This is a genomic window from Achromobacter pestifer, from assembly GCF_902859625.1.
In the GTDB taxonomy this organism is placed as follows: Bacteria; Pseudomonadota; Gammaproteobacteria; order Burkholderiales; family Burkholderiaceae_B; genus Achromobacter; species Achromobacter pestifer.
On sequence record NZ_CADIJX010000011.1, the window covers coordinates 70477 to 91863 of the forward strand.

Here is a 21387-nt window from a genome sequence, read left to right on the forward strand (position 1 = left end):
CATCCCAGAAGCAATGAGCACTCCCGATCGCATGCTGTCCATCCTCGACCTGTTTCGCGACGGCACCACCGCAGCGTTCCAGGAAGACATCATGGCGCATCTGGAATGCTCGCGCGCGACGGCCTACCGGTATCTCAAATCGCTGACTGAAAGCGGCCTGCTGGCGCCCACCGCCGGCGGCGCCTATGTGCTGGGTTCCCGCATCATCGAACTGGACAGGCACCTGCGCCAGCACGACCCGCTGATGCGAGCGGCCCGCGACGTCATGCGCGCTACCGGCGATGAACTGCACGCCAACCTGATGCTGTGCAGCTACTACGGTGACAAGGTGCTTTGCGTGGACCGCTACTGGACGGACAACTCCATCGAATCCAGCTACGCCCGGGGCCGCCCTTTCCCGATGTTTCGTGGCGCCACCGCCAAGCCCATCCTGGCCAATCTGCCGCCCTACCAGTTGCGCAACCTGATGCTGTGGCACGCGGCCGAGATTCGCGAAGCGGGGCTGGGCGAGGACTGGGATGCTTTCCGGGCGAACCTGAAACGGCTGCGCACAGCGGGCGTGTGCGTCTCGCATGGCGAGGTCGACCGCGGCCTGATGGGGATCGGCGCGGCAATTTTCAGCCCCGAGCAAAAGGTGGTGGGCAGCCTGGTGTTCATCGCGGCCGAAGCGCATACATCGCCTGAACGCCTGGACATCCTGCAAGCGCGCATCCAGGTGGCGGCGGCCGAAGTGTCCCAGAATCTACAGGCCCCACAAAGCAACGGCGCGGCGGCGATCGGCATCATGCCGTCGCGGCCGCGCCGCATCAGGGCGCCCGCCGGTGCAACACCGGCGCGGCCCAAAGCCTGATCAGGCCTTGTTGTAGCGTTCGACGCTGTTCACGATTTCTTCGTGAGCGGCGTCCACGCCCTTCCAGCCCTTGACCTTGACCCACTTGCCCTTTTCCAGGTCCTTGTAGTGCTCGAAGAAGTGCTGGATGCGAGCGACGTCTTCGGTCGGCAGATCTTCGTAGGACTTGATGTTGCGGTACGGGGGGTACAGCTTTTCAATCGGCACGGCCAACAGCTTGGCATCGCCACCCGATTCATCGTCCATTTCCAGCACGCCAATGGCGCGGCAGCGCACGACGGCGCCGATCTGGATCGGGAACGGGGTCAGCACCAGCACGTCGGCGGGGTCGCCGTCATCGGACAGGGTTTGGGGAATGTAGCCGTAGTTGCACGGATAGTGCATGGCCGTCAGCATGAAGCGATCAACGAAAATCGCACCCGTCTCTTTGTCGACCTCGTACTTCACCGGGTCGGCGTTCATGGAGATTTCGATGATGACGTTGAAGTCTTCCGGCAGCTTCTTGCCAGGGGAGACGCGATCAAGACTCATGATTCAACCTTGTTGTTTGTCTGAAGAAATGTTCAAAGCGAGCCGTCGTCCTTGAACGGCGGCTTGGTGGCCGGCACCGGCACCGCGGCAGGCGCGGGCTTCGGGCTGGCAGGGGGTACCGGCGAATACGTAGGCACGGGCTCGTCGAAAGCCGCCGCAGGAATCGGGGCGCTGTCGAAGTACTCGTCGATGTCAGACGTGCCACCGGCCAGCGGCGCATCTTCCGGCGCCAGCGCGCGGTCGCGCTGGTCCTTGCTGACGCGCGCATCCGGGTCCAGCACGTAGTCCGCGGCAGACGCCGCGACCGACGGCGGCAACGCTGGATAATCGCCGCCAAGATCAGCGTCGTTATCCGCGTCGGACGGATCCACGGCGTAGCCGCCTTCAGCGTCCACGCGATAAGGATCGGAACCCGTATCCGCGGCCGGCAACGCCGCATCGGCTGCCAGCACCGGCAACGCCATGCTGGCCGCCGTAGCCAGGCGCCAGTGGCGCACGGCATCGGCGGGACGTTCCAGGCGATCGTAAAGACTGCCCAGCAGCGCGTGCGTCCGCGCATCGCTGCGGCGGCTCAGGCTGCGCAGCAGATAGCGTTCGGCCTGCCCCCACAACTGGCCGTTCAGGCACAGCATGCCCAACGCGGTCAGCAGGTCAGGGTCGGTGGGACGCTGTTGCAGCCAGGTCTCGGCGCGAGCCAGGCGGCGCGAGACTTGCTCGGCTTCGCAACGGGCATATGCCGCCACCAGGGTCGGGTTGAATTTCACCGCGACAGCGGCTTCCAGCACGCGAGCCGCTTCGTTGGCTTCGCCCGCCGCGTCAAACGCAGCCGCGCCAGCCAAGGCGATGTCGGGCAACAGGCGCTCTTCAGCCTTCAGGTCTTTCCAGATGGCACGCCAGGCATCGCTGCCAGCGCCAGCGCGCAAGCGCGCCGCGCCCGAAGCGTCGATCAGCAGATCGGCTTCGTTGCGAGCCAGCGCATTGCGGCGCACCAAGCCACGAGCCAGCGTAAAGACCTGTTCGTCGTGATGCAGGGCCGTATGCGCGCGCAACAGCAAACGCATGGTGTGCAGGTGGCGGGCGCCGCCATCTGCCAACGGCGCAAGCACGGCCAGTGCACGCTCGGGACGCCCTTGGTCCAGCAGCATGTCTGCCGAGACCGTCGCGGTGGCTTCCACCAGGCCCGGGTCGGTGCCAGCGTGTTCCTGCGCGGTCGCCAGCAGACGGTCACGGCGGTCGAATTCACCCAGGCCGTGTGCAGCGCGTGCGGCGGACAACGCCGCCAGCACACGGCGGCTTTGGACCTTGGTCTGCTCGAGCAGCTTGGTCAGATCCTTCTCGGCATGGGTAAAACGGCCTTCCAGCAGGCCGATCCAGCCACGCTCCAGCAATTCGTGGTCGCGCGCCTGGGCGCGCTTGCCGCGCCACACCCGGACGCGATCCGGAATGGCCAGCAGCCACGCCAGCAGGCGCAGGCCGACGTACAGCACGATGAAGGCCGCGACGATCAGCAGGACGGCCAGCGTGAGCGACATCCCGATGCGCCATGGCCAGACCAGCAACAGCACATTGCCGGAATGGGACCGCAGCACCACCGCCAGGGCGACGGCGACAACGGCAAGCAGCAGAGTCCAGAACCAGGTACGCATAAGGCTCAGTCCTGCTCGCTAGTCTTGAAACCCGCCGCCCGCAAAGCGGCCACCGCATTCAAGCTGTCGGCCACGTCCGGCATGCGCACGGCGATGTCGGTCTGCGCCAGTTCGCGCGCCAGCGTCTGGGCGGCGACGGTATCGGGGGAACGGTTGTCGAAGTACTTGGCCAGCGTGACGCCGACATTGTCGAGCTCGCTCTTCCAGACGGCGGGCTGACGCATCAGCATGGCCAGCTGGACGGTCAGCAGGCGCTGACGCAACGTACCGCGCACCTGGTCGGCCTGTTCGGGCGACAGCAGCAAAGCGGCGGGTTCATCCACGCGCTGGATGGTGATGAGGCCACCCAGTTCGTGCGCCAGCGCGGAACCGGCGCGGCCGGGCCACGAGACCACTTCCGCGCGCCAGCGCTGCCACCACGGCGCGTCGGCGGGCAAGCCCGCCTGAGGATCGACCACGGGTGCGGGCGCCACGGCGGGCCGGCTTTCGCCAGCCGCTGCCACGCCCGGGGCGACGGCATCGGGCACCAGCAAGGGAGCCTTGCCGACCAGCGACACCAGACGCTCGATACGGGCGGATTGGGCGGGGATGTCCACGGTGGAGACGGCGCGCAGGCGGTCCAGGTCGCCGTTGATCGCCTGCTGCAAGCTGGAGAAGCGCGGACGGTCGGCGCGTGCCAGACGCGATTGCGCGGTTTCCAGCGCCACGATGGCATTGGACACATTGCCAGCCAGGCGCAATTGCTGGTTGGCGATGGTCAGCAGGCGTTCAATGTCGTTGGCCAGCAGTTCGTCGCTGGCGCTGTCGTTGAAGTTCTGCCAGGCCAATTGCAGCGCGTTGTATTGGCTTTGCGTTTCGCGCACGGTGTCTTCAAGCTCGCCCACGCGGCCGGCCTGGGCTTGCGCCAGGGCCAGGGCTTCGCGCGTGTCCTTGCGGGCTTGCGCCACGTCGGCGCTCAGCGTGTCAATGCGCGACGCCACCTCGCGTCCGGCGGACACGAACTGCGTGCGCTGCTTCCACAGGGCATAACCCAGGCCCACGGCCAGCAGAATGACGATTATCAGGGCGGTGACCAACGGGCCACTGCCGCGCTTGGCCGGACGGGCCTTGACGGAATCGGCCGGGGCCGATGCGGGCGCGCTTGCGCCCGGGGCGGCCGAGTTAACGACCGGATCGGTAGCGGGAGTCTTGTCTGTCATGACGCGATTGTATTCGGTGTCTGTCCGATGCAACGAATCAAGCAGCAACAAAAGCCTGGAAAATCGACTCGTCGTTGGGCAAGCAGATTTTTACCATTGCTGGGGAAGCGGCGCCATGACAGCCCGATGGCACGCGCCGGGCCAATGAGGGATGCGTCAGCACGAAATGGCAGCGTTCCCACCAGGAGGCCAGGCCTGCGGCGTCCAGGTGGGCGCGCACGGCGTCCGCGCCTTCACCGCTGGTGATGAGCCAGGTGGCGCTGACACCGCTGTCCGCCCAGTGCCGCAGCACGGCCAGTTGCGCCGCGTCCCAATTAGCGGGACAGCGCTGATAGGCGGCATGGCGCGTAACGGCCACCCCGTGCGCCTCAAGCCGGTCGCTCAGCCAGTCCCTGCCCTGCGTGCCGCGCACCAGCAGCACACGAGGCGGGAGCCGGGACAGGCCACAAAGCACGTCCCACAGGGCCTCGGAGTCATGGCTGGGCGCATCGTCGCCGGGATGCAGGACTGTTGTATTCATGCCAAAGCCGGCCGATTCGCGCAGGCCCTGGGCGCTGGCCGGCCCAACGGTGGCGGCGATCACCTCAGCCGGCCAAGCCGATTGGCCATCGACACGAGCCAATTGATCCAGGTATTGCTTGCCCGCATTGCCACTGACGAACACGACCATGTCGAAGTCCGCCGGCCGCGGCAAGTCCGCGGCGGCAACGTCCAGGGGATGGATTTCAAGCGCAGGAAGCATGCAGGCCGACCAGCCGGCGTCGGTCAGACGGCCGGCCAGCGCCTCGTTGCGGCCCGCGGGCCGCGTCAGGACAGCGACTCGCGGTGGCGTGGACATCAGTCTGGCCTGGCGTCGTCTTGCAGCAGTTCCTGGAGGATGGCGGCGGCGCCGGCGTCCAGCAACTCCTGCGCGATGGCGTTGCCAAGCGCTTCGGCGTCGGCAGCCGGGCCGCTACGGGTCGCATGGACCATGCGCGTGCCATCGGTCGACGCCACCAGCGCGCGCAGCGACACGGTATCGCCCGAGATCTCGGCAAATGCCGCCAGCGGCACCTGACAGGAACCGCCCAGCTTGCGGGACACCGCCCGTTCCGCCAGCACGCAAGACGTCGTGGCGGCACTGATCAGCGGTGCCAGCCAGGCGCGCATGTCGTCGCGGTCATTGCGAATTTCGATGCCCAGCGCACCCTGCCCCGCAGCCGGCAGGCTGTCGGCGGGGTCCAGCAGGCTGCTGATGCGCCCGCCCAGGCCCAGACGCTCCAGCCCGGCGGCGGCCAGGACGATGGCGTCGTATTCGCCCTTGTCCAGCTTGCCCAGGCGCGTATCCAGGTTACCGCGCAACGGCTTGACCGTGAGCGCCGGATAGCGTGCGCGAATCTGGGATTCGCGACGCAGGCTGGACGTGCCCACGACCGCGCCCGCCGGCAGGTCTGCCAGCGTGGTGTAACGGTTGGACACGAAAGCATCGCGCGGATCCGCGCGATCCAGGACGGCGCATAGCTCGAACGGGGCTTGCAGATCCACCGGCACGTCTTTCAAAGAGTGCACGGCAAGATCGGCACGCCCGTCGAGCAGCGCGTTTTCGAGTTCCTTGACGAACAGACCTTTGCCGCCCACCTTGGACAGGGTGCGGTCGAGGATCTGGTCGCCTCGGGTCGTCAGGGTAAGGAGTTCAACCGCGCACGCCGGGTACAGCGTGCGCAGCCGATCGCGCACATGCTCGGCTTGCCACAAGGCAAGCCGGCTGGCGCGGGTCGCAATGACCAGGCGTTGCGGTAGAGACACGTGAGGTCATCAAACGAAATTGGAGACGATGACCGTCGCAACTACCCCGAGGATGGCCAGCACGAAAAGGCCCTGAAGGAGGCTCAGGCCCGATTCGGATTGCTGGGGATCAACGGATCTACGCAGACTCATGGGATTCCTTGGAAGCGGTTTTGCGGCTTGCCAGCCACCGTCCAAGGACAACAACGAGCAAGGCGCCAATAATTTCAGCGGCAATTTTAACCGTAGTGGGCTGAACACCGAATTGACGTTCGACAACCACGTCCGTAATCAGCATGCCACCAGCGATCCAGCCCAACAGCGCCGCGCCCAGCGTAATCACCAGCGGGTACTTGTCGATCAGCTTGAGAACCAGCGTGCTGCCCCAGATGATGATTGGCACACTGACGATCAGACCAAAGGCAACCAGGCCGATTTGGTGGTCGGCGTGGGCATTTTGAGCCGCGCCGGCAATCGCGATCACGTTGTCCAGGCTCATCACGAAGTCCGCAATGATGATGGTCTTGATGGCGGCGGCGATAGAGGTTCCCCCCTTCACATTGCCATGGGCATCGTCTTCGGGAACCAGGAGCTTGACGCCGATCCAGACGAGCAACAGACCGCCCACGACCTTCAAGAATGGGATCGACAGGAGCGTCAGTGCGAAAGCGATCAGCACGACACGCAGAATGATGGCGCCCGCGGTACCCCAAAGGATGCCCTGCATGCGCTGCTTGGGTGCCAGGTTGCGACACGCCAGCGCGATCACGACGGCGTTATCGCCGCCGAGCAGGATGTCGATTAGGATGATCTGGAATACCGCTGCCCAACTCAGCGTCTGGAAAAACTCAAGCACTATAGAACCCCCGAAGGCATTTATGAAAAGAAAGGCCGGTCCCGAGCCGGCCATCCTGCCGCGCCGCGCACGGCAGGATCATTCAGAACAACTAATTATTGTAATTCAGCTTTCAGTCAGCTTTCTGACGCATCAGCAAAACTTTACCAATCGCCAGCACCAACAACGCGCCCAACACGCCCGTCATCAGTTCGAAGCTGTGATGCGTGACGCCCAACGCCGGTTCAAGTCGCGCCACCGGTTCCTGCAAGGCGGGATCCCCCACCAGCAATTCGCCAGCGATGAAGCCCAACAGCGCCGCCCCCACCCAGACAATGACCGGGAAACGCTCGATGACCTTCAGGAGCAGCGTGCTGCCGAAGATGACCAGGGGGATGCTGATGGCCAGGCCCAATACCAGCAATGTCGTGTCGCCCATCGCGGCGGCGGCAACCGCCACCACGTTGTCCAGGCTCATGACCAAATCGGCAATCATGATAGTGCGAATCGCGGTCAACAGATTGCCTTGTGTCTTGCCCGCGCCGTCTTCATCGCCTTCCGGCAACAGCAACGTCACGCCAATGTAGACCAGAAGCAGCGCGCCGATCAGCTTGAGCCACGGCAGCAACAGCAACTTGGCCGCCACCAGGGTCAGCACGATACGCATGATGATCGCGGCGGCAGAGCCGATCGTGATCGCTTTCTTCTGTTGCGCCGGAGGCAACGAACGCGCCGCCAGCGCAATCACCACGGCGTTGTCGCCTGACAGCAGGATATTGACCCAAATGATCTGGAGCAACGCTATCCAGAATGCCGCTGAACTGAGTTCCATGCCTCTCTTTCCTAGGTGTGATCCCCCTAGGACAAACCAAATTAATGGATGAAAAAAAACGAAAGCCGTACTGACCGTCTTGGTGCGAGCCCGACGGCATTCTTGCAGGGTACGTGCGAAATTTCTTTCATTATAGTTTCGTTCAGCTTTCCGTATGTTTTGGCGACCGCGATATGGACACGGGATTTCCCTAGGAAAACCCTGAAATTTGCAGCTGGAACCCCGGCGATCGGACAAAAAAAAGCCCGCCGAAGCGGGCTTTCCTACACGCAATGCTGAAGACTTACAGCACCGACTTGAGCAGCTTGCCCATTTCGGAGGGGTTGCGCGTCGTGCGGATGCCGCAAGCTTCCATGACTTCCAGCTTGGCATCAGCCGTGTCGGCGCCACCGGAGATCAGGGCGCCAGCGTGGCCCATGCGCTTGCCGGCAGGAGCCGTGACACCAGCGATGAAGCCGACGACCGGCTTCTTCATGTTGTCCTTGGCCCACTCAGCAGCGTTGACTTCATCCGGGCCGCCGATTTCGCCGATCATGATGACGGCGTCGGTGTCGGGATCGTCATTGAACAGCTTGAGCACGTCAACGTGCTTCAGGCCGTTGATGGGATCGCCACCGATGCCGACGGCGCTGGATTGACCCAGGCCCAGCTCGGTGACTTGCGCCACGGCTTCGTACGTCAGGGTGCCCGAACGGCTGACGATGCCGATGCGGCCCTTGCGGTGGATGTGACCGGGCATGATGCCGATCTTGATTTCGTCAGGCGTGATCAGGCCGGGGCAGTTCGGGCCCAGCAGCAGGGTCTTGCTGCCCTTGTCCTTCATGCGGTTCTTGAGTTGCAGCATGTCACGGACGGGGATGCCTTCGGTGATGCAGATCACCAGATCCAGTTCGGCCTCGACGGCTTCCCAGATGGCAGCAGCGGCACCAGCCGGCGGCACGTAAATGACGGACACGGTCGCGCCGGTGTCAGCCTTGGCGTCTTTCACCGAAGCGAAAATCGGCACGCCTTCAAAGTCTTCACCCGCCTTCTTGGGGTTCACGCCAGCCACGAAGGCGGCTTTACCATTGGCGTACTCACGGCACATACGGGTGTGGAACTGGCCCGTCTTGCCCGTGATGCCCTGGGTGATGACTTTGGTGTCCTTGTTGATCAGAATCGACATTTGTGAATCCTTGGCAATTTCTTTTACCGCCGGGCCGTCCCAAGGTGGAAAGCGCCCCCATGGGGGGCAGCAAGCCACTAAGGGGCGCGGCGAGGGGGCATATTTACTTGACGGCGGCTACGACGCGGGTGGCCGCTTCGGCCATCGTGTCGGCGCTGATGATCGGCAGACCCGAGTCGGCCAGCATCTTCTTGCCGAGTTCTTCGTTGGTGCCCTTCATGCGGACGACCAGCGGCACGTTCAGGTTGACGGCCTTGCAAGCAGCGATAACGCCTTCGGCGATAACGTCGCAGCGCATGATGCCGCCAAAGATGTTGACCAGAATGGCCTTCACGCTCTTGTTGGCGAGCATGATCTTGAATGCTTCCGTGACCTTCTCGGCCGTGGCACCGCCGCCGACGTCCAGGAAGTTGGCCGGCTCGCCGCCGAACAGCTTGATGGTGTCCATCGTGGCCATGGCCAGACCGGCGCCGTTCACCAGGCAGCCGATGTTGCCGTCGAGCTGGATGTAGGCCAGATCGAACTTGCTGGCTTCGATTTCAGCGGGATCTTCTTCGTCCAGATCGCGGTAGGCAACCAGTTCCGGGTGACGGAACAGCGCGTTCGGGTCAAAGTTGAACTTGGCGTCCAGGGCGATGATGTTGCCCTTGCTGTCGCGGTTCAGCGGGTTGATTTCGACCAGCGAAGCGTCGGTGTCCATGTAGCACGTGTAGAGCTTCTGGAACACGTCCACGGCTTGGGCGGTCGAGTCGGCGGGCAGGCCGATCGCGTTGGCGATCTTGGTGGCTTGCTCGGCGGACAGGCCGGTCAGCGGGTCGATGTATTCGGTGATGATCTTTTCGGGAGTGGAGTGAGCCACTTCCTCGATGTCCATGCCGCCTTCGCTGGAAGCGATGAAGGCAACCTTTTGCGTGGCGCGGTCAGTGACCAGCGACACGTAGTATTCCTTCTGGATGTCGGCGCCGTCTTCGATGTACAGGCGACGAACCTTCTGGCCTTCCGGGCCAGTCTGGTGCGTGATCAGCTGCATGCCCAGGATTTCCGAGGCCAGCTTGCGGACGTCGTCCAGCGAGCGCGCCAGCTTGACGCCGCCGCCCTTGCCGCGGCCACCCGCGTGGATTTGTGCCTTGACGACCCAAACCGGTCCACCCAGCTTTTCAGCGGCAGCCACGGCTTCGTCGACGGAAAGGGCGGGGATCCCGCGCGGCACGGGGACGCCAAATTGCTTCAGCAGTTCCTTGCCTTGATACTCGTGGATTTTCATGTGTTACCTGTCAGGACGTATGAGAAAGAGAAGGTGAATCGGAGGACGAATCGGCCGATGCCTCAGCGCTACCCCCGGTGTACCACTTGGGATAGTGCTCAGCCACCACCGGGCCGCCAGTGCTGAGCGCATGACAGCCATCCAATTGAAATGGACGCCGGTTCGGGTTGGTTTCCTGCCGCCGGCGGTTAGCCATGGTCTGGACCGCCGCGGTGGGAAGCACCTGCGACAGTTCCGTCATGTGCGTACAGCCTTCCACATGCCCGAACCGCTCTTTGACCTGGCGGCGGAATCCCTTAAGCAGATTCATGCCAACCAGATCAGTGTAAGCCGGCTCGATTGCCATGCAATGACCGCCGTACGGGGCGGCGTCATAGACAGCCTGCGCCGCCACGATCAAGAAATTCTCGTCGATGGTGATGCGCAGATGCATATGGTGGATGGGCTGCCCGGCCTTGAACATCTTGCCGTCGCTCTTGGGAAAATCGTACGCCTTGACGTCGATCAGCTCGGCTTCCAGATCCCAGTTGCCATCCTCGCGCGCATACGACTGCACACGTATGGAACGTGTATGCAGCGGTTGGCGAGGGTAATCCGGCGGTGGCAAGGGCATGCTGGGGGCCTGCGGGGCGAAGATGGCCTGCGCATGGTGCGCGGCAACAAAACCTTCAAAGTATAGCGCAGGCAGCGAGGATTCAACCGCCCCGCCAGCGTCCGCCCATTGGGGGACGCAACGCGGCGGAGGTTCCTCAGCGCGCCCATGGCGTGGCCGGGCTGCCCATCCAGGCCTGTCCGGCCGGAATGGCCTCGCCCTTCAGGACCAGGGTCAGCGGCCCTAGAAGGGCGTGGTCCTCGACGTGGGTGTCGTACAGGATTGTGCAGCGCGGCCCCACATTGACACCCTTGCCGATGCGGACGGGACCGATCTTCATGACCCGATCCTCGAACAGATGGGTCTGCGGCCCGGACCAGGCGTGAAGCACGACGTCATCGCCGATGGAAACGCAGTCGTACTCGGTCATGTCGGTGGTATCCATGAACACGCGCTTGCCGATCCGGGCGCCCATGCAGCGCAGCGCCAGGGGCAGCCAGGGGGTGGCTCGCAGGAAATTGAAAAAATTGGGCACCGCAATCGACTCGTACAAGCTGGTCACGGCTTCGCTCTTCCAGACGAAGGGCGTCCACATCGGCTCGGCACGCGGCCGATAGCGGCCCACCAGCCCCCACTTCAACAACACCAGGAACAGGAACGTGCCAATGCCGTACAGCACGCCTGCCAGCATCAGTTCGTCAAAGGCGCCCAGGAAGCCGTCGGCCGCCGCGATTGGAATGATCTTCATGACCGTCAGGTAGCCCACCGCGATCACGACCGCCAGCGGCAAGATCATGCGCATGCCTTCGACCGCGCCGCGCGCGATCTTGCGGCCCAAGCTGGGGCGGAAGGTCAGGTGCGCCGGAAAACCCGCCGTCTGCTCGCGGGCGGGCAAGGCCAGCGGCGGATTGCCCAACCAGGTCTGGCCGCTGGCCATGCGGCCGTTTGCCGGCGCCCGGCTCTGCACGCCGATCAGCACATCGTCGGGCAGCACCGAGCCATCCGGCACATAGGCGCCATTGCCAACGAAGCTGCGGTTGCCGATGACGGTGGGACGCATCGTCATCCATCCACGGTCGATTTCCTCGTCGCCCAACATGACGCCGTCGGCGATGAAGCTGTCGCGCCCCAGGGTCAGCATGTCGGGCACGATGCCCATGGCGGTGGAGATCTCGGTGCCCCGCCCGACCTTCGCACCCAGCAGCCGATACCACGTGCCGGCGTAGATCGAGGCATAGAGGCCATGCAGCACGCTCAGGCTGGACTCCTGGATCTGGTTGGTCAGCCAACGGCGTAGATAAATCTGCCCATAGACTGGCCAGCGGCCGCCAGACAGTCGGGGCAGAAGCGCCCAACGCAGCATCGCGGACACCAGCACCGTCAGCAACAGCAGCAAGGCACTGGCAGGCAGCGCCAGCAGCAGATAGCTCAGGAAGGCGTAGGGCCAGGGCAGGCGGTCGCCCATCAAGTCCAGCCAGCGCGCGTCGATCCAGTCGATCAGCACGAAGCTGGGAAAGACCGGCATGAAGAACAAGGCCGCGATCAGCGTGCCGCCCATGGCATAGGCCAGCACATCCATCCGGCGCAAGCGCCCTTCGCGCTCGGGGCGCGGCGGCAATTCCGGAGCACGCGCAAGCGGATCATGCCGCGCCGGCGCCCCCGTCCAGACCTGGCCCGCCGGCACGCGCGTGCCGGATGCCAGCGACGACAAACCGTCCAGCCGCGCGCCCTCGCCCATCGAGACATCGCCCTGCAACACCGCGTATGACCCCACGTAGGCGTTGTCCGCCAGCGTGATCGGCGCCACTTCCCAGATGCCGCCCCGCACGGCGAAGTTCTCCAGGTTGACGGCAGCGCCGATGCTGACGCCGTCGCCCACGGTCAGCAGGTCCGGCGCGCGCACGGAAATGCGGCTGATTGCGGCATCGCGGCCAATACGCGCGCCCAGCGCCCGCAAGTACCAGACCTGCAACGGCGAGCCCGCCAGCAAGTGCGCGGGCGGAATGTCCATCACCCGGTCCACCAGCCACCAGCGATAAAAGCGCCAGCCATACAGCGGATAACGCCCCGGCTTGAGCCGGCCCAGGATGCCCCACTTACAGGCCACCGCCACGCCGAAGCTCAGCAGATTGCAGGCCAGATAGCTGGCGATGGACAGCGCCACGGCACGCCAAACGGAATCGCCCTCGTCGCCCGTCCAATAGTGATAGGTGAAGAACGGCGTCAACCAGATCAGCATGCGCACGCCGATCAGCAGCGGCAGCGCGGCCAACTGGGCCAGGCCGCAAGTCCAGCGCTTCCATTCAGGCGCGTGCCCGGTAACGCCGCCGATCGCGTTATCGATTGCCGGCGACGCCGCCCCGGCCGTCGCCAGCGCATCCAGCCGCGCCGCCAGCGTCCCCAGGACGGGGTGCTGATACAGCTCGTGCATGGTCAATGCCGAGAACTGAGGATGCTTGCGCAACGACGAGACCAGACGCGCGGCCAGCAGGGAATGGCCCCCAAGGTCGCGGAAGAAATCGCTGGCCAGGCGCAAGGGCTGCCCGGGGAACAAAGGGCGCAGCGCATCGAATAGCGCCAGTTCACCCGGCGTGACGGGCTCGTCATCTTCGCCGCTGGGCTCGGACACGGTTTCCAGTTCGCGCGCCTTGAGCGTCTTGCGGTCGATTTTTCCCGACGTCAGGCGCGGCACCTCGGCCACGCGCTCAAAGCGGGCCGGAATCATATAGGCCGGCAGGTCCTGCGCCAGGGCGGCGCGCAAGGCGTGCAGGTCCAGCCGCGCCGCGCCCTCGGGTTTCAGGAAGGCCACCAGTTGATCGATGCCTCCCAGATCGCGCAGCACCACCGCCGCTGCGCCCACGCCAGGTTGTCGATAAAGCGCCGCTTCGATTTCACCCAGTTCAACCCGGAAACCCCGCACCTTGACCTGATCGTCGCTGCGGCCCAGGCATTGGATCTGCCCATGTTCGTCAATGCGCGCCAAGTCGCCACTGCGATACATGCGCGTGTCGTGATCGCCGCTGGGCCTGGGATTGGCAAGGAACTTCTCGGCGGTCAACTCGGGACGCCCAAGATAGCCGTCCGCCACACCGGGGCCGGTGATGCACAATTCGCCCACTTGCCCTTGCGGCAGCACCGCGCCATCGTCACCACGGATCAGCATGCCGTAGTTGGGCAACGGCGTGCCGATCGTCACCGGTTGGCCGGGCAGCAACTCAGCCAAACTGGCCGACACGGTCGTTTCCGTCGGACCATAGGTATTGAACAGACGCCGACCCGGCGTGGCCCAGCGCGGCACAAGAAAGTCGGGGCACACTTCGCCGCCCAGGTTCACGATACGCAGCCCCGGCACGTCGTGCGCGAACAGCGCCAGCAGCGTCGGCACCGCGTGCAGCACGGTGACGCCTTCACGCACCAGCGCGTCGGGCAGCGCTTCGGGATCGGTCGTCAACATCTTGGGCGCCACCCACAGGCTTGCGCCGACCAGATAACTGATCCAGATTTCCTCGAACGACATGTCGAAAGCCACCGAGAAACCCTGGTAGACCTTGTCGCCGTGGCGCACGCCCAGCACGTCGTTTTCACTGCGCAGAAAGTGGCAGATGCCGCCTTGGCTGATCGGCACCCCCTTGGGCTTGCCCGTCGAGCCGGACGTGTAGATCACATAGGCGGGATGCTCGGGCAGCAGCCCTTCCCGCTTGCGCAAATTGCCGTCCACCGGCACCGAAAGCGCCCACGTCGTCCATGTCGACATGCCGTCAAGACGCACATCGGCGCCCGCGATCAATCCGTTGGCGCCCGCGTCTTGCAGGCAGACCAGCATGCGGTCGGGCGGCGTGTCGGATTCAAACGGCAGCCAGGCCGCGCCGGCCTTGGCGATGGCCGCCTGCATCACCAGCAGGTCGGCACCACGCGGCAGGCACAGGCCCACGATCTGCCCGGGCCGCACGCCGGCCTCGATCAGATGGTGCGCGGCCAGATCGGCGCGTTGGCCCAGTGCGTCGTAGGTTAGGGTTTGATCCAGCCAATGAATGGCGACGGCGGCGGGATGCCGCAGGATCGTGGCTTCCAGAATATCGGGCAGCGTTTCCGCGGTCAGCAGATCCGGCCGATAGGGGCCTTGAAGAATCATAAGAAAGGCAACAATCCAGCTGTGAGGATTTTTGCTTATTGACCCATGCGGCGGAAATTCGTTCAAGCACTGGTTGAAAAAAACCCCTGGTTTGTGCGTCACCTGCACAAACCAGGGGTTTTCATCGTCAGTCCCGGCTCAAGGGCCGGTGCGAACAGACCTGGACTTAAGCCGATTGGCGCAACGCGCGGGCCGCTTGCACCATGCCGATCAGCGCAGCTTCGGTTTCTGGCCAGGCGCGCGTCTTCAGACCGCAGTCAGGATTCACCCACAGCCGTTCCTTGGGCAGGCGGGCAGCCGCCTTTTCCATCAGGCCGACCATCCAGTCCACCTCGGGCACGTTCGGCGAGTGAATGTCGTACACGCCAGGGCCGATGTCGTTCGGGTAGTCGAAATCCTCGAACGCCTTGAGCAGGTCCATGTTGGAGCGCGAGGTTTCGATCGTGATCACGTCCGCGTCCATCGCGGCGATCGATTCGATGATGTCGTTGAATTCCGAATAGCACATATGGGTATGGATCTGCGTTTCATCACGCACGCCGGCAGTCGACAGGCGGAAGCAGTCCACCGCCCAATCCAGGTACGCCTCCCAGTCGGCGCGGCGCAGCGGCAGGCCTTCGCGGATGGCGGGCTCATCAATCTGAATGACGCGGATGCCAGCGGTTTCCAGGTCAACCACTTCGTCGCGCAACGCCAGCGCCAGTTGGCGGCAGGTCTGCTCCCGCGGCTGATCATCGCGCACGAACGACCATTGCAGGATGGTGACCGGGCCGGTCAACATGCCCTTGACGGGCTTGTCCGTCAGCGACTGTGCATAGGACGACCAACCCACCGTCATCGGCGCGGCGCGGGCCACGTCGCCGAAAATGATCGGCGGCTTGACGCAACGCGAACCGTAGCTTTGCACCCAGCCGTTCTTGGTGAAGGCAAAGCCGGCGAGCAGTTCGCCGAAATATTCCACCATGTCATTGCGCTCGGGTTCGCCGTGCACCAGCACGTCCAGCCCCACCTTTTCCTGGAAGCGGATGACTTCTTCGATCTCCTTGCGGATGGCGGTCTCGTAGCCCGAGTCCGTCAATGCCCCCGCCTTCCAGTCGCGGCGCAGCGCGCGGATTTCAGCCGTCTGCGGGAACGAGCCGATCGTGGTCGTCGGATAGGCGGGCAGGCCCAATTGCGCTTGCTGGCGGGCAATGCGGCCGGCAAACGGCGCACGGTCGCGCGAGACGCTGGCCGCGCCGGACATGCGCCGGCCCACCACCGGATTGTGGATACGGGCGGACGAGCGGCGCGCGGCCAAAGCAGCACGCTGCTTGATCAGGCCTTCCTGCACCGTGGATTCCGTGGGGGTATCCAACGCGCGGCCCAGCAAGTTCAGCTCGTCCAGCTTCTGTGCGGCGAAGGACAACCAGCTCTTCAGCTCGGCATCCAGTTCCGCTTCGTTGGCCAGATCAACAGGCACATGCAGCAACGAGCACGACGGCGCCAACCACAGGCGGTCGCCCAATTGTTGCTTGATGGGCGTCAGCGTCGCGATGGCGGCGTCCAGGTCGGTACGCCAGATATTGCGGCCGTTGATCACCCCCGCCGACAACACCTGGTCGGCGCGCAGGCCAGCCACGACCTCCGCCAGTTGCTCTGGCGCGCGGCTCAGGTCCACATGCAGGCCGGCAACCGGCAAGGCTTGGGCAGTGGCCAGATTGTCTTTCAGACCGTCGAAGTACGTGGCGATCAGCAGCTTGACGGGGCTGCCGGCCAGCGTGGCATACACCTGCCTGAAGGCATCGCGCCAGGCGTTCGGCAAGTCCAGCACCAGAATGGGTTCATCGATCTGCACCCATTCCACGCCCAGCTTGGCAAAGCGGGCCAGCACTTCCTGGTAGACCGGTAGCAACGCGGCCAGCAATTGCAGCTTGCCTTCATCGGCGGCGCCGCCGGCAAAGGCGTCGCCCTTGCCCTGGTACAGCCAGGTCAGCGGGCCCGGAATCACGGGCTTGACGATGTGGCCCAGCGCTTGCGCTTCGTGAATCTGATCAAACAGCGATTCGCGCGCGATGCGGAACGTCTGGCCAGGCGCCAGTTCCGGCACGATGTAGTGATAGTTGGTGTCGAACCACTTGGTCATTTCGCAGGCAGCGGCAGGCTTGCCCGTTGGCGCGCGGCCGCGCCCCATGCGGAACAACGTGTCCAACGACACCGGTTCAGCGTCCTGCTGGCCGAAACGAGCCGGCACGGCGCCCAACAGCGTGCTCCATTCCAGGATCTGGTCGTACCAGGCGAAGTCGCCCACCGGCACGAACTTCACGCCAGCCGAGGCTTGCAGCTTCCAATGCCTGGCACGCAGTTCGCGGCCGATTTCCTCAAGCGCTTCAGCGGTTTGTTTGCCGGCCCAATAGGCTTCAACGGCGCGCTTCAGTTCGCGCTGGGCGCCGATGCGGGGAAACCCCAAATTATGAACAATAGTCATGACAACACCGCCGTTAGACAAAATTTTCTCAAGTGACGGTTATTGTGCGGGCAAAGCTATATGAATCAAAATCAATGTGACCATCCATAAGATGAGAAACCCTCATACAATATAAGTACATTCCGCCCCCATGGGTCCGGTGCCAGCATCCGGCGCCGCCCTGGCGCCACTTCCTCACGCCCCCCATCCGACAGCAGCCATGCTAGAAATCCGCCATCTTGAAACGCTGACCGCCATCCGCGAAGGGGGCAGCCTGCAAGAAGCCGCCGAACGCCTGCACCTGACACAATCCGCCCTGTCGCACCAATTGCGCGACTTGGAAACCCGCTTGGGCACGCCGCTGCTCAACCGCCGTACCCGGCCAGCCCGGCTGACCACCGCCGGCTTGCGCGTGCTGGCGTTGGCGGACGAGGTGCTGCCCCGCATCCGCGCGACCGAGCGTGACCTGCAACGGCTAGCCGCGGGCCGCACGGGCCGCCTGCATCTGGCCATTGATTGCCACTCTTGCTTCCAATGGCTGATGCCGGCGCTGGATGCCTTCCGGATTCAATGGCCGGACGTGGCACTGGATCTGTCGGCGGCGTTTTCCTTCGCCCCCCTACCCGCCCTGGTGCGCGGCGACCTGGATCTGGTCATCACGTCGGACCCCCAGCCGCTGGACGCGGTCGAGTACCTGCCGCTATTCAAGTACGAGTTGGTTCTGGCCGTGTCGGAATCCAATCCGCTGGCCGGCAGTAAATTCATCATGCCCGACCAGTTGGCCGACCAGACGCTGATCACTTATCCGGTGGACAAGCAGCGCCTGGACATCTTCACCGCGTTCCTGGATCCCGCCGAGGTGGAACCCGCCGCCGTCCGCAAGGCGGAACTCACTCCCATCATCGCGCAACTGGTGGCCAGCAACCGCGGCGTGGCGGCGCTGCCGAACTGGGCGCTGACGGAATACATGAACCAGGGTTGGCTGCGGTTATGCCGGTTGGGTCCGCAGGGGGTGTGGCGCACCCTGTATGCCACGGTGCGCAGCGAGGACACGGACGCCTCGTATATCGACGAGTTCCTGAACATCACGCGGGACGTTTGCTTCAAGACGCTGTCGGGAATCAAGTCGGCAAAGTAAAAACAAAGCCGCCCTCTCAGGCGGCTTCGTTCCAACAGCGCCAACGCCAGCTTTTCAGTCTTCGTCGCCGCCATCGCCCAAGATGCGGCGGATCACGTCGTGCGCGAATCCGCGGCTGGCCAGGAAGCGGGCCTGCTTGGCGTAGACCGCACGGTCTTCAGGCTTTGCGTCAAAGCGCTTCTTCCAGACTTCCAGCGCGCGTTCGTATTCGGTGGCACGCAACTGGTCGCGCAGTTCGGCCACCTGGTTGTCATCCACGCCATGTTGGCGCAATTCCTGCACGATGCGCGCCGCGCCCTGGCGGGATGCCCGGCGGTGCACCAGGCTTTGCGCAAAACGCTCGGTGGAAAGCCAGCCTTCCTTTTCCAGCACATCCAAGACCGCGTCGACCTCGGCCGCGTCTTCGGCGTAGGCGGATAGCTTGCGCGCCAGTTCTTCGCGCGCGTGTTCGCGCCGTGACAAATAACCCACGGCGCGCATTTTCAGCGAAGGGCCTTTGCGCGCTTGAGTGCTGTCATGGGCGGGCGTGCTGCCGTCCACGCCGTCTTCAACATCCTTGTCCGCGCGCTGCGACGTTGCCGCTCGGCGGCCACGCCCCGTGGCACTGCGTTGTTCCGAACTGCGCTGCCATTGGTCCGCTGGCGTTGCGGGCGCAGCGGCTTCCTGTTCGCGGCGCGCGTCGGAACTGCGCCGCAAACCCTGGGGTTTGGCGACAGTTTCAAATTCGTCATCCAACTTGGCGCGAACACGGTCGGCTGACGCGGGGGTCGGTTTCCAGCTCATGCGCTTCCTGCTTGCTATGCAAAAACGGCAGGCCCGTCATGGCGCCTGCCGCATATCACCGGCCAGAGGCGCGGCACAAACCATGCGCGATCCACCTGCGGCTGCACCGCAGGTAGCCGCAAGACTGCTTATTCGGCGGTGTCTTCCGCCGTGGGCACGAATTCAGCGGCGCGGCTGACAATGCCCTGGTTTTCGCGAACGCGGTTCTCGATCTCGATGGCGATTGCCTTGTGCTCTTTCAGGTATTCCCGGACATTGTCCTTGCCCTGGCCGATGCGATTACCGTTGTAGCTGTACCACGCGCCGGACTTGTCCACCACGCTGGCGGCCACGCCCAGATCAATGATTTCGCCTTCGCGCGAGATGCCTGCGCCGTACATGATGTCGAATTCGGCTTGCTTGAACGGCGGCGCAACCTTGTTCTTCACGACCTTGACGCGCGTTTCGTTGCCGACGACTTCGTCGCCCTTCTTGATGGAACCGATGCGGCGGATGTCCAGACGCACCGATGCGTAGAACTTCAGCGCGTTGCCACCGGTGGTGGTTTCGGGGTTACCGAACATCACACCGATCTTCATGCGGATCTGGTTGATGAAGATGACCATGCAGTTGGTGCGCTTGATCGTGGCAGTCAGCTTGCGCAACGCCTGGCTCATCAGGCGGGCTTGCAGGCCGGGCAGGGAATCGCCCATTTCGCCTTCGATTTCAGCCTTGGGGACCAGGGCCGCCACCGAGTCGATGACGATCAGGTCGACCGAGCCCGAACGCACCAGGGCGTCGGTGATTTCCAACGCCTGTTCGCCGGTGTCCGGCTGCGAGATCAGCAGGTCGGTCAGGTTGACGCCCAGCTTGTTGGCGTACTGCACGTCCAGCGCGTGTTCCGCGTCGACGAAGGCGCAGGTGCCGCCGACCTTTTGCATTTCAGCAATGACTTGCAGCGTGAGCGTCGTCTTGCCCGACGATTCCGGGCCGTAGATTTCGACCACGCGGCCGCGCGGCAGGCCGCCGACACCCAGCGCGATGTCCAGCCCCAACGAACCCGTGGAAACGACCTGGATATCGTGGGAGACCTCGTTGTCGCCGTAACGCATGATCGAACCCTTGCCGAACTGCTTTTCGATCTGCGAGAGTGCGGCGGCAAGCGCCTTGGCCTTTTCCGATGCGGCGGCCTTGGTGGTTTTGTCGTCCATGTAGAGTCCTGTCTGTAACGTATCTGGTGTCGAAGGGTGCCGGAGAAGTCGCCGGTCAGGCTGTGCTTTGAGTTTTCTGCATTTGGATCAGATGCAGATTATGGCATCGGATTGTACTGTACAAAAAACCAGTGTGCCAGAGTTTTGCACGTATACCCTTAGTGGGCAAGCCCCCCGCCATATGACAGAATCCAGGCGAACCCGGCGTTTCGTCCCTTTTCCGCCGCCGGGCCGCCCACAAGGCGGGTAGCCTCCCAGAGAGAGGCAGCAAGCGCGCAAGGCGCTGGCGGCACAGGGACCCCTTCTTTAGCAGCCCATGCGTATCCTGATCGCCGAAGACGACAGCATTCTGGCCGACGGCCTGTCCCGGTCCTTGCGGCACAACGGCTATGCCGTGGACGCCGTCCGTGACGGACTGGCCGCCGATTCGGCGCTGGCGGCCCAGGCATTCGACCTGCTCATCCTGGACCTCGGCCTGCCGCAACTGGCCGGCCTGGAAGTGCTGCGCCGCCTGCGCGCCCGCAACTCGGCCCTGCCCGTCCTGATCCTGACCGCCGCCGACAGCATCGAGCAGCGCGTCAAGGGCCTGGACCTGGGCGCCGACGACTACATGGCCAAGCCCTTCGCGCTGTCCGAACTGGAAGCGCGCGTGCGGGCCTTGACCCGGCGCGGCGCGGGCGGCGGGGCCACGATGCTCAAGCACGGCCGCTTGCTGTTTGACCAGACGGGCCGCGTCGCCATCGTGGATGACCAGACGCTGGACCTGTCCGCGCGCGAAGTCAGCCTGCTGGAGATTCTGCTGACCCGCAGCGGCCGCATGGTCAGCAAGACGCAATTGGTGGATCACCTGTGCGAATGGGGCGAGGAAGTCAGCACCAACGCCATCGAGGTGTATGTCCACCGCCTGCGCAAGAAGCTGGAGCCCAGCGGCGTGAAGATCGTGACGGTGCGTGGCCTGGGCTATTGTCTGGAGCGGGACCAAGGTGCCGCGTACCTCGCCAGCTGAGCCTGCGCGGCCCGAAC

At 64.1% G+C, this 21387-nt stretch carries 17 protein-coding genes; 3 read left to right on the forward strand and 14 right to left on the reverse strand.

The window, feature by feature from the left end:
• Positions 1–13: 13 nt before the first annotated feature.
• Positions 14–850, forward strand: coding sequence for an IclR family transcriptional regulator (locus tag HV753_RS27440; RefSeq protein ID WP_175177726.1), 837 nt, complete (start codon positions 14–16; stop codon positions 848–850).
• On the opposite strand, the gene ppa is transcribed toward HV753_RS27440, so the two are convergent.
• The 12 genes from ppa to metE all read right to left on the reverse strand — a co-directional run bounded on the left by ppa (position 851) and on the right by metE (position 17274).
• Entirely contained in the window at positions 851–1381 is a 531-nt protein-coding gene (gene ppa, locus HV753_RS27445) for an inorganic diphosphatase (protein WP_175177727.1), read from the reverse strand.
• 32 nt (positions 1382–1413) lie between these two features.
• Positions 1414–3027, reverse strand: coding sequence for a heme biosynthesis HemY N-terminal domain-containing protein (locus HV753_RS27450; RefSeq protein ID WP_175177728.1), 1614 nt, complete (start codon positions 3025–3027; stop codon positions 1414–1416).
• Between the two features lie 5 nt (positions 3028–3032).
• Positions 3033–4226: a uroporphyrinogen-III C-methyltransferase gene (locus HV753_RS27455; RefSeq protein ID WP_175177729.1), complete on the reverse strand. Its 1194-nt coding sequence runs from the start codon at positions 4224–4226 to the stop codon at positions 3033–3035.
• Between the two features lie 37 nt (positions 4227–4263).
• Positions 4264–5064, reverse strand: coding sequence for a uroporphyrinogen-III synthase (locus tag HV753_RS27460; RefSeq protein WP_175177730.1), 801 nt, complete (start codon positions 5062–5064; stop codon positions 4264–4266).
• Complete coding sequence (gene hemC, locus HV753_RS27465) at positions 5064–6011, reverse strand: hydroxymethylbilane synthase (RefSeq protein WP_175177731.1); 948 nt, start codon at positions 6009–6011, stop codon at positions 5064–5066. Before hemC ends, HV753_RS27460 begins: the two co-directional genes overlap by 1 nt.
• Positions 6012–6129: 118 nt before the next feature.
• Complete coding sequence (locus HV753_RS27470; protein WP_175177732.1) at positions 6130–6846, reverse strand: TerC family protein; 717 nt, start codon at positions 6844–6846, stop codon at positions 6130–6132.
• Between the two features lie 112 nt (positions 6847–6958).
• Positions 6959–7657 (reverse strand): TerC family protein, encoded by a 699-nt coding sequence (locus tag HV753_RS27475; protein ID WP_175177733.1) that lies wholly within the window; start codon positions 7655–7657, stop codon positions 6959–6961.
• A gap of 283 nt (positions 7658–7940) precedes the next feature.
• Positions 7941–8822: a succinate--CoA ligase subunit alpha gene (gene sucD / locus HV753_RS27480; RefSeq protein ID WP_175177734.1), complete on the reverse strand. Its 882-nt coding sequence runs from the start codon at positions 8820–8822 to the stop codon at positions 7941–7943.
• A 103-nt stretch (positions 8823–8925) separates the two neighbouring features.
• Positions 8926–10086: an ADP-forming succinate--CoA ligase subunit beta gene (gene sucC, locus HV753_RS27485; protein WP_175177735.1), complete on the reverse strand. Its 1161-nt coding sequence runs from the start codon at positions 10084–10086 to the stop codon at positions 8926–8928.
• A gap of 10 nt (positions 10087–10096) precedes the next feature.
• Positions 10097–10699 (reverse strand): DUF2889 domain-containing protein, encoded by a 603-nt coding sequence (locus HV753_RS27490; protein ID WP_175177736.1) that lies wholly within the window; start codon positions 10697–10699, stop codon positions 10097–10099.
• Positions 10700–10835: 136 nt separating this feature from the next.
• Positions 10836–14810, reverse strand: a complete 3975-nt coding sequence (locus HV753_RS27495; protein ID WP_175177737.1) for a Pls/PosA family non-ribosomal peptide synthetase — start codon at positions 14808–14810, stop codon at positions 10836–10838.
• Positions 14811–14976: 166 nt separating this feature from the next.
• Positions 14977–17274 (reverse strand): 5-methyltetrahydropteroyltriglutamate--homocysteine S-methyltransferase, encoded by a 2298-nt coding sequence (gene metE / locus HV753_RS27500; RefSeq protein ID WP_175177738.1) that lies wholly within the window; start codon positions 17272–17274, stop codon positions 14977–14979.
• A gap of 199 nt (positions 17275–17473) precedes the next feature.
• Between metE and HV753_RS27505 the strand changes: the two genes are divergently transcribed.
• Entirely contained in the window at positions 17474–18391 is a 918-nt protein-coding gene (locus tag HV753_RS27505) for a LysR family transcriptional regulator (protein WP_175177739.1), read from the forward strand.
• A gap of 54 nt (positions 18392–18445) precedes the next feature.
• On the opposite strand, the gene recX is transcribed toward HV753_RS27505, so the two are convergent.
• A complete protein-coding gene (recX, locus tag HV753_RS27510) occupies positions 18446–19174 on the reverse strand; it encodes a recombination regulator RecX (RefSeq protein ID WP_175177740.1) in 729 nt (242 codons plus the stop codon).
• 128 nt (positions 19175–19302) lie between these two features.
• Positions 19303–20364, reverse strand: a complete 1062-nt coding sequence (recA, locus tag HV753_RS27515) for a recombinase RecA (protein ID WP_175177741.1) — start codon at positions 20362–20364, stop codon at positions 19303–19305.
• Positions 20365–20680: 316 nt separating this feature from the next.
• Between recA and HV753_RS27520 the strand changes: the two genes are divergently transcribed.
• Positions 20681–21370, forward strand: coding sequence for a response regulator transcription factor (locus tag HV753_RS27520; RefSeq protein ID WP_006218337.1), 690 nt, complete (start codon positions 20681–20683; stop codon positions 21368–21370).
• The last annotated feature ends 17 nt before the right edge of the window (positions 21371–21387 follow it).

What these genes read in the sequence shown, in the direction of transcription:
- HV753_RS27440 (WP_175177726.1), top strand. Translation starts at nt 14, where the DNA reads ATGAGCACTCCCGATCGCATGCTGTCCATCCTCGACCTGTTTCGCGAC.
- HV753_RS27505 (WP_175177739.1), top strand. Translation starts at nt 17,474, where the DNA reads ATGCTAGAAATCCGCCATCTTGAAACGCTGACCGCCATCCGCGAAGGG.
- HV753_RS27460 (WP_175177730.1), bottom strand. Translation starts at nt 5,064, where the DNA reads ATGTCCACGCCACCGCGAGTCGCTGTCCTGACGCGGCCCGCGGGCCGC.
- HV753_RS27490 (WP_175177736.1), bottom strand. Translation starts at nt 10,699, where the DNA reads ATGCCCTTGCCACCGCCGGATTACCCTCGCCAACCGCTGCATACACGT.
- HV753_RS27475 (WP_175177733.1), bottom strand. Translation starts at nt 7,657, where the DNA reads ATGGAACTCAGTTCAGCGGCATTCTGGATAGCGTTGCTCCAGATCATT.
- HV753_RS27495 (WP_175177737.1), bottom strand. Translation starts at nt 14,810, where the DNA reads ATGATTCTTCAAGGCCCCTATCGGCCGGATCTGCTGACCGCGGAAACG.
- recX (WP_175177740.1), bottom strand. Translation starts at nt 19,174, where the DNA reads ATGAGCTGGAAACCGACCCCCGCGTCAGCCGACCGTGTTCGCGCCAAG.
- metE (WP_175177738.1), bottom strand. Translation starts at nt 17,274, where the DNA reads ATGACTATTGTTCATAATTTGGGGTTTCCCCGCATCGGCGCCCAGCGC.
- sucD (WP_175177734.1), bottom strand. Translation starts at nt 8,822, where the DNA reads ATGTCGATTCTGATCAACAAGGACACCAAAGTCATCACCCAGGGCATC.
- recA (WP_175177741.1), bottom strand. Translation starts at nt 20,364, where the DNA reads ATGGACGACAAAACCACCAAGGCCGCCGCATCGGAAAAGGCCAAGGCG.
- HV753_RS27520 (WP_006218337.1), top strand. Translation starts at nt 20,681, where the DNA reads ATGCGTATCCTGATCGCCGAAGACGACAGCATTCTGGCCGACGGCCTG.
- ppa (WP_175177727.1), bottom strand. Translation starts at nt 1,381, where the DNA reads ATGAGTCTTGATCGCGTCTCCCCTGGCAAGAAGCTGCCGGAAGACTTC.
- HV753_RS27455 (WP_175177729.1), bottom strand. Translation starts at nt 4,226, where the DNA reads ATGACAGACAAGACTCCCGCTACCGATCCGGTCGTTAACTCGGCCGCC.
- HV753_RS27450 (WP_175177728.1), bottom strand. Translation starts at nt 3,027, where the DNA reads ATGCGTACCTGGTTCTGGACTCTGCTGCTTGCCGTTGTCGCCGTCGCC.
- sucC (WP_175177735.1), bottom strand. Translation starts at nt 10,086, where the DNA reads ATGAAAATCCACGAGTATCAAGGCAAGGAACTGCTGAAGCAATTTGGC.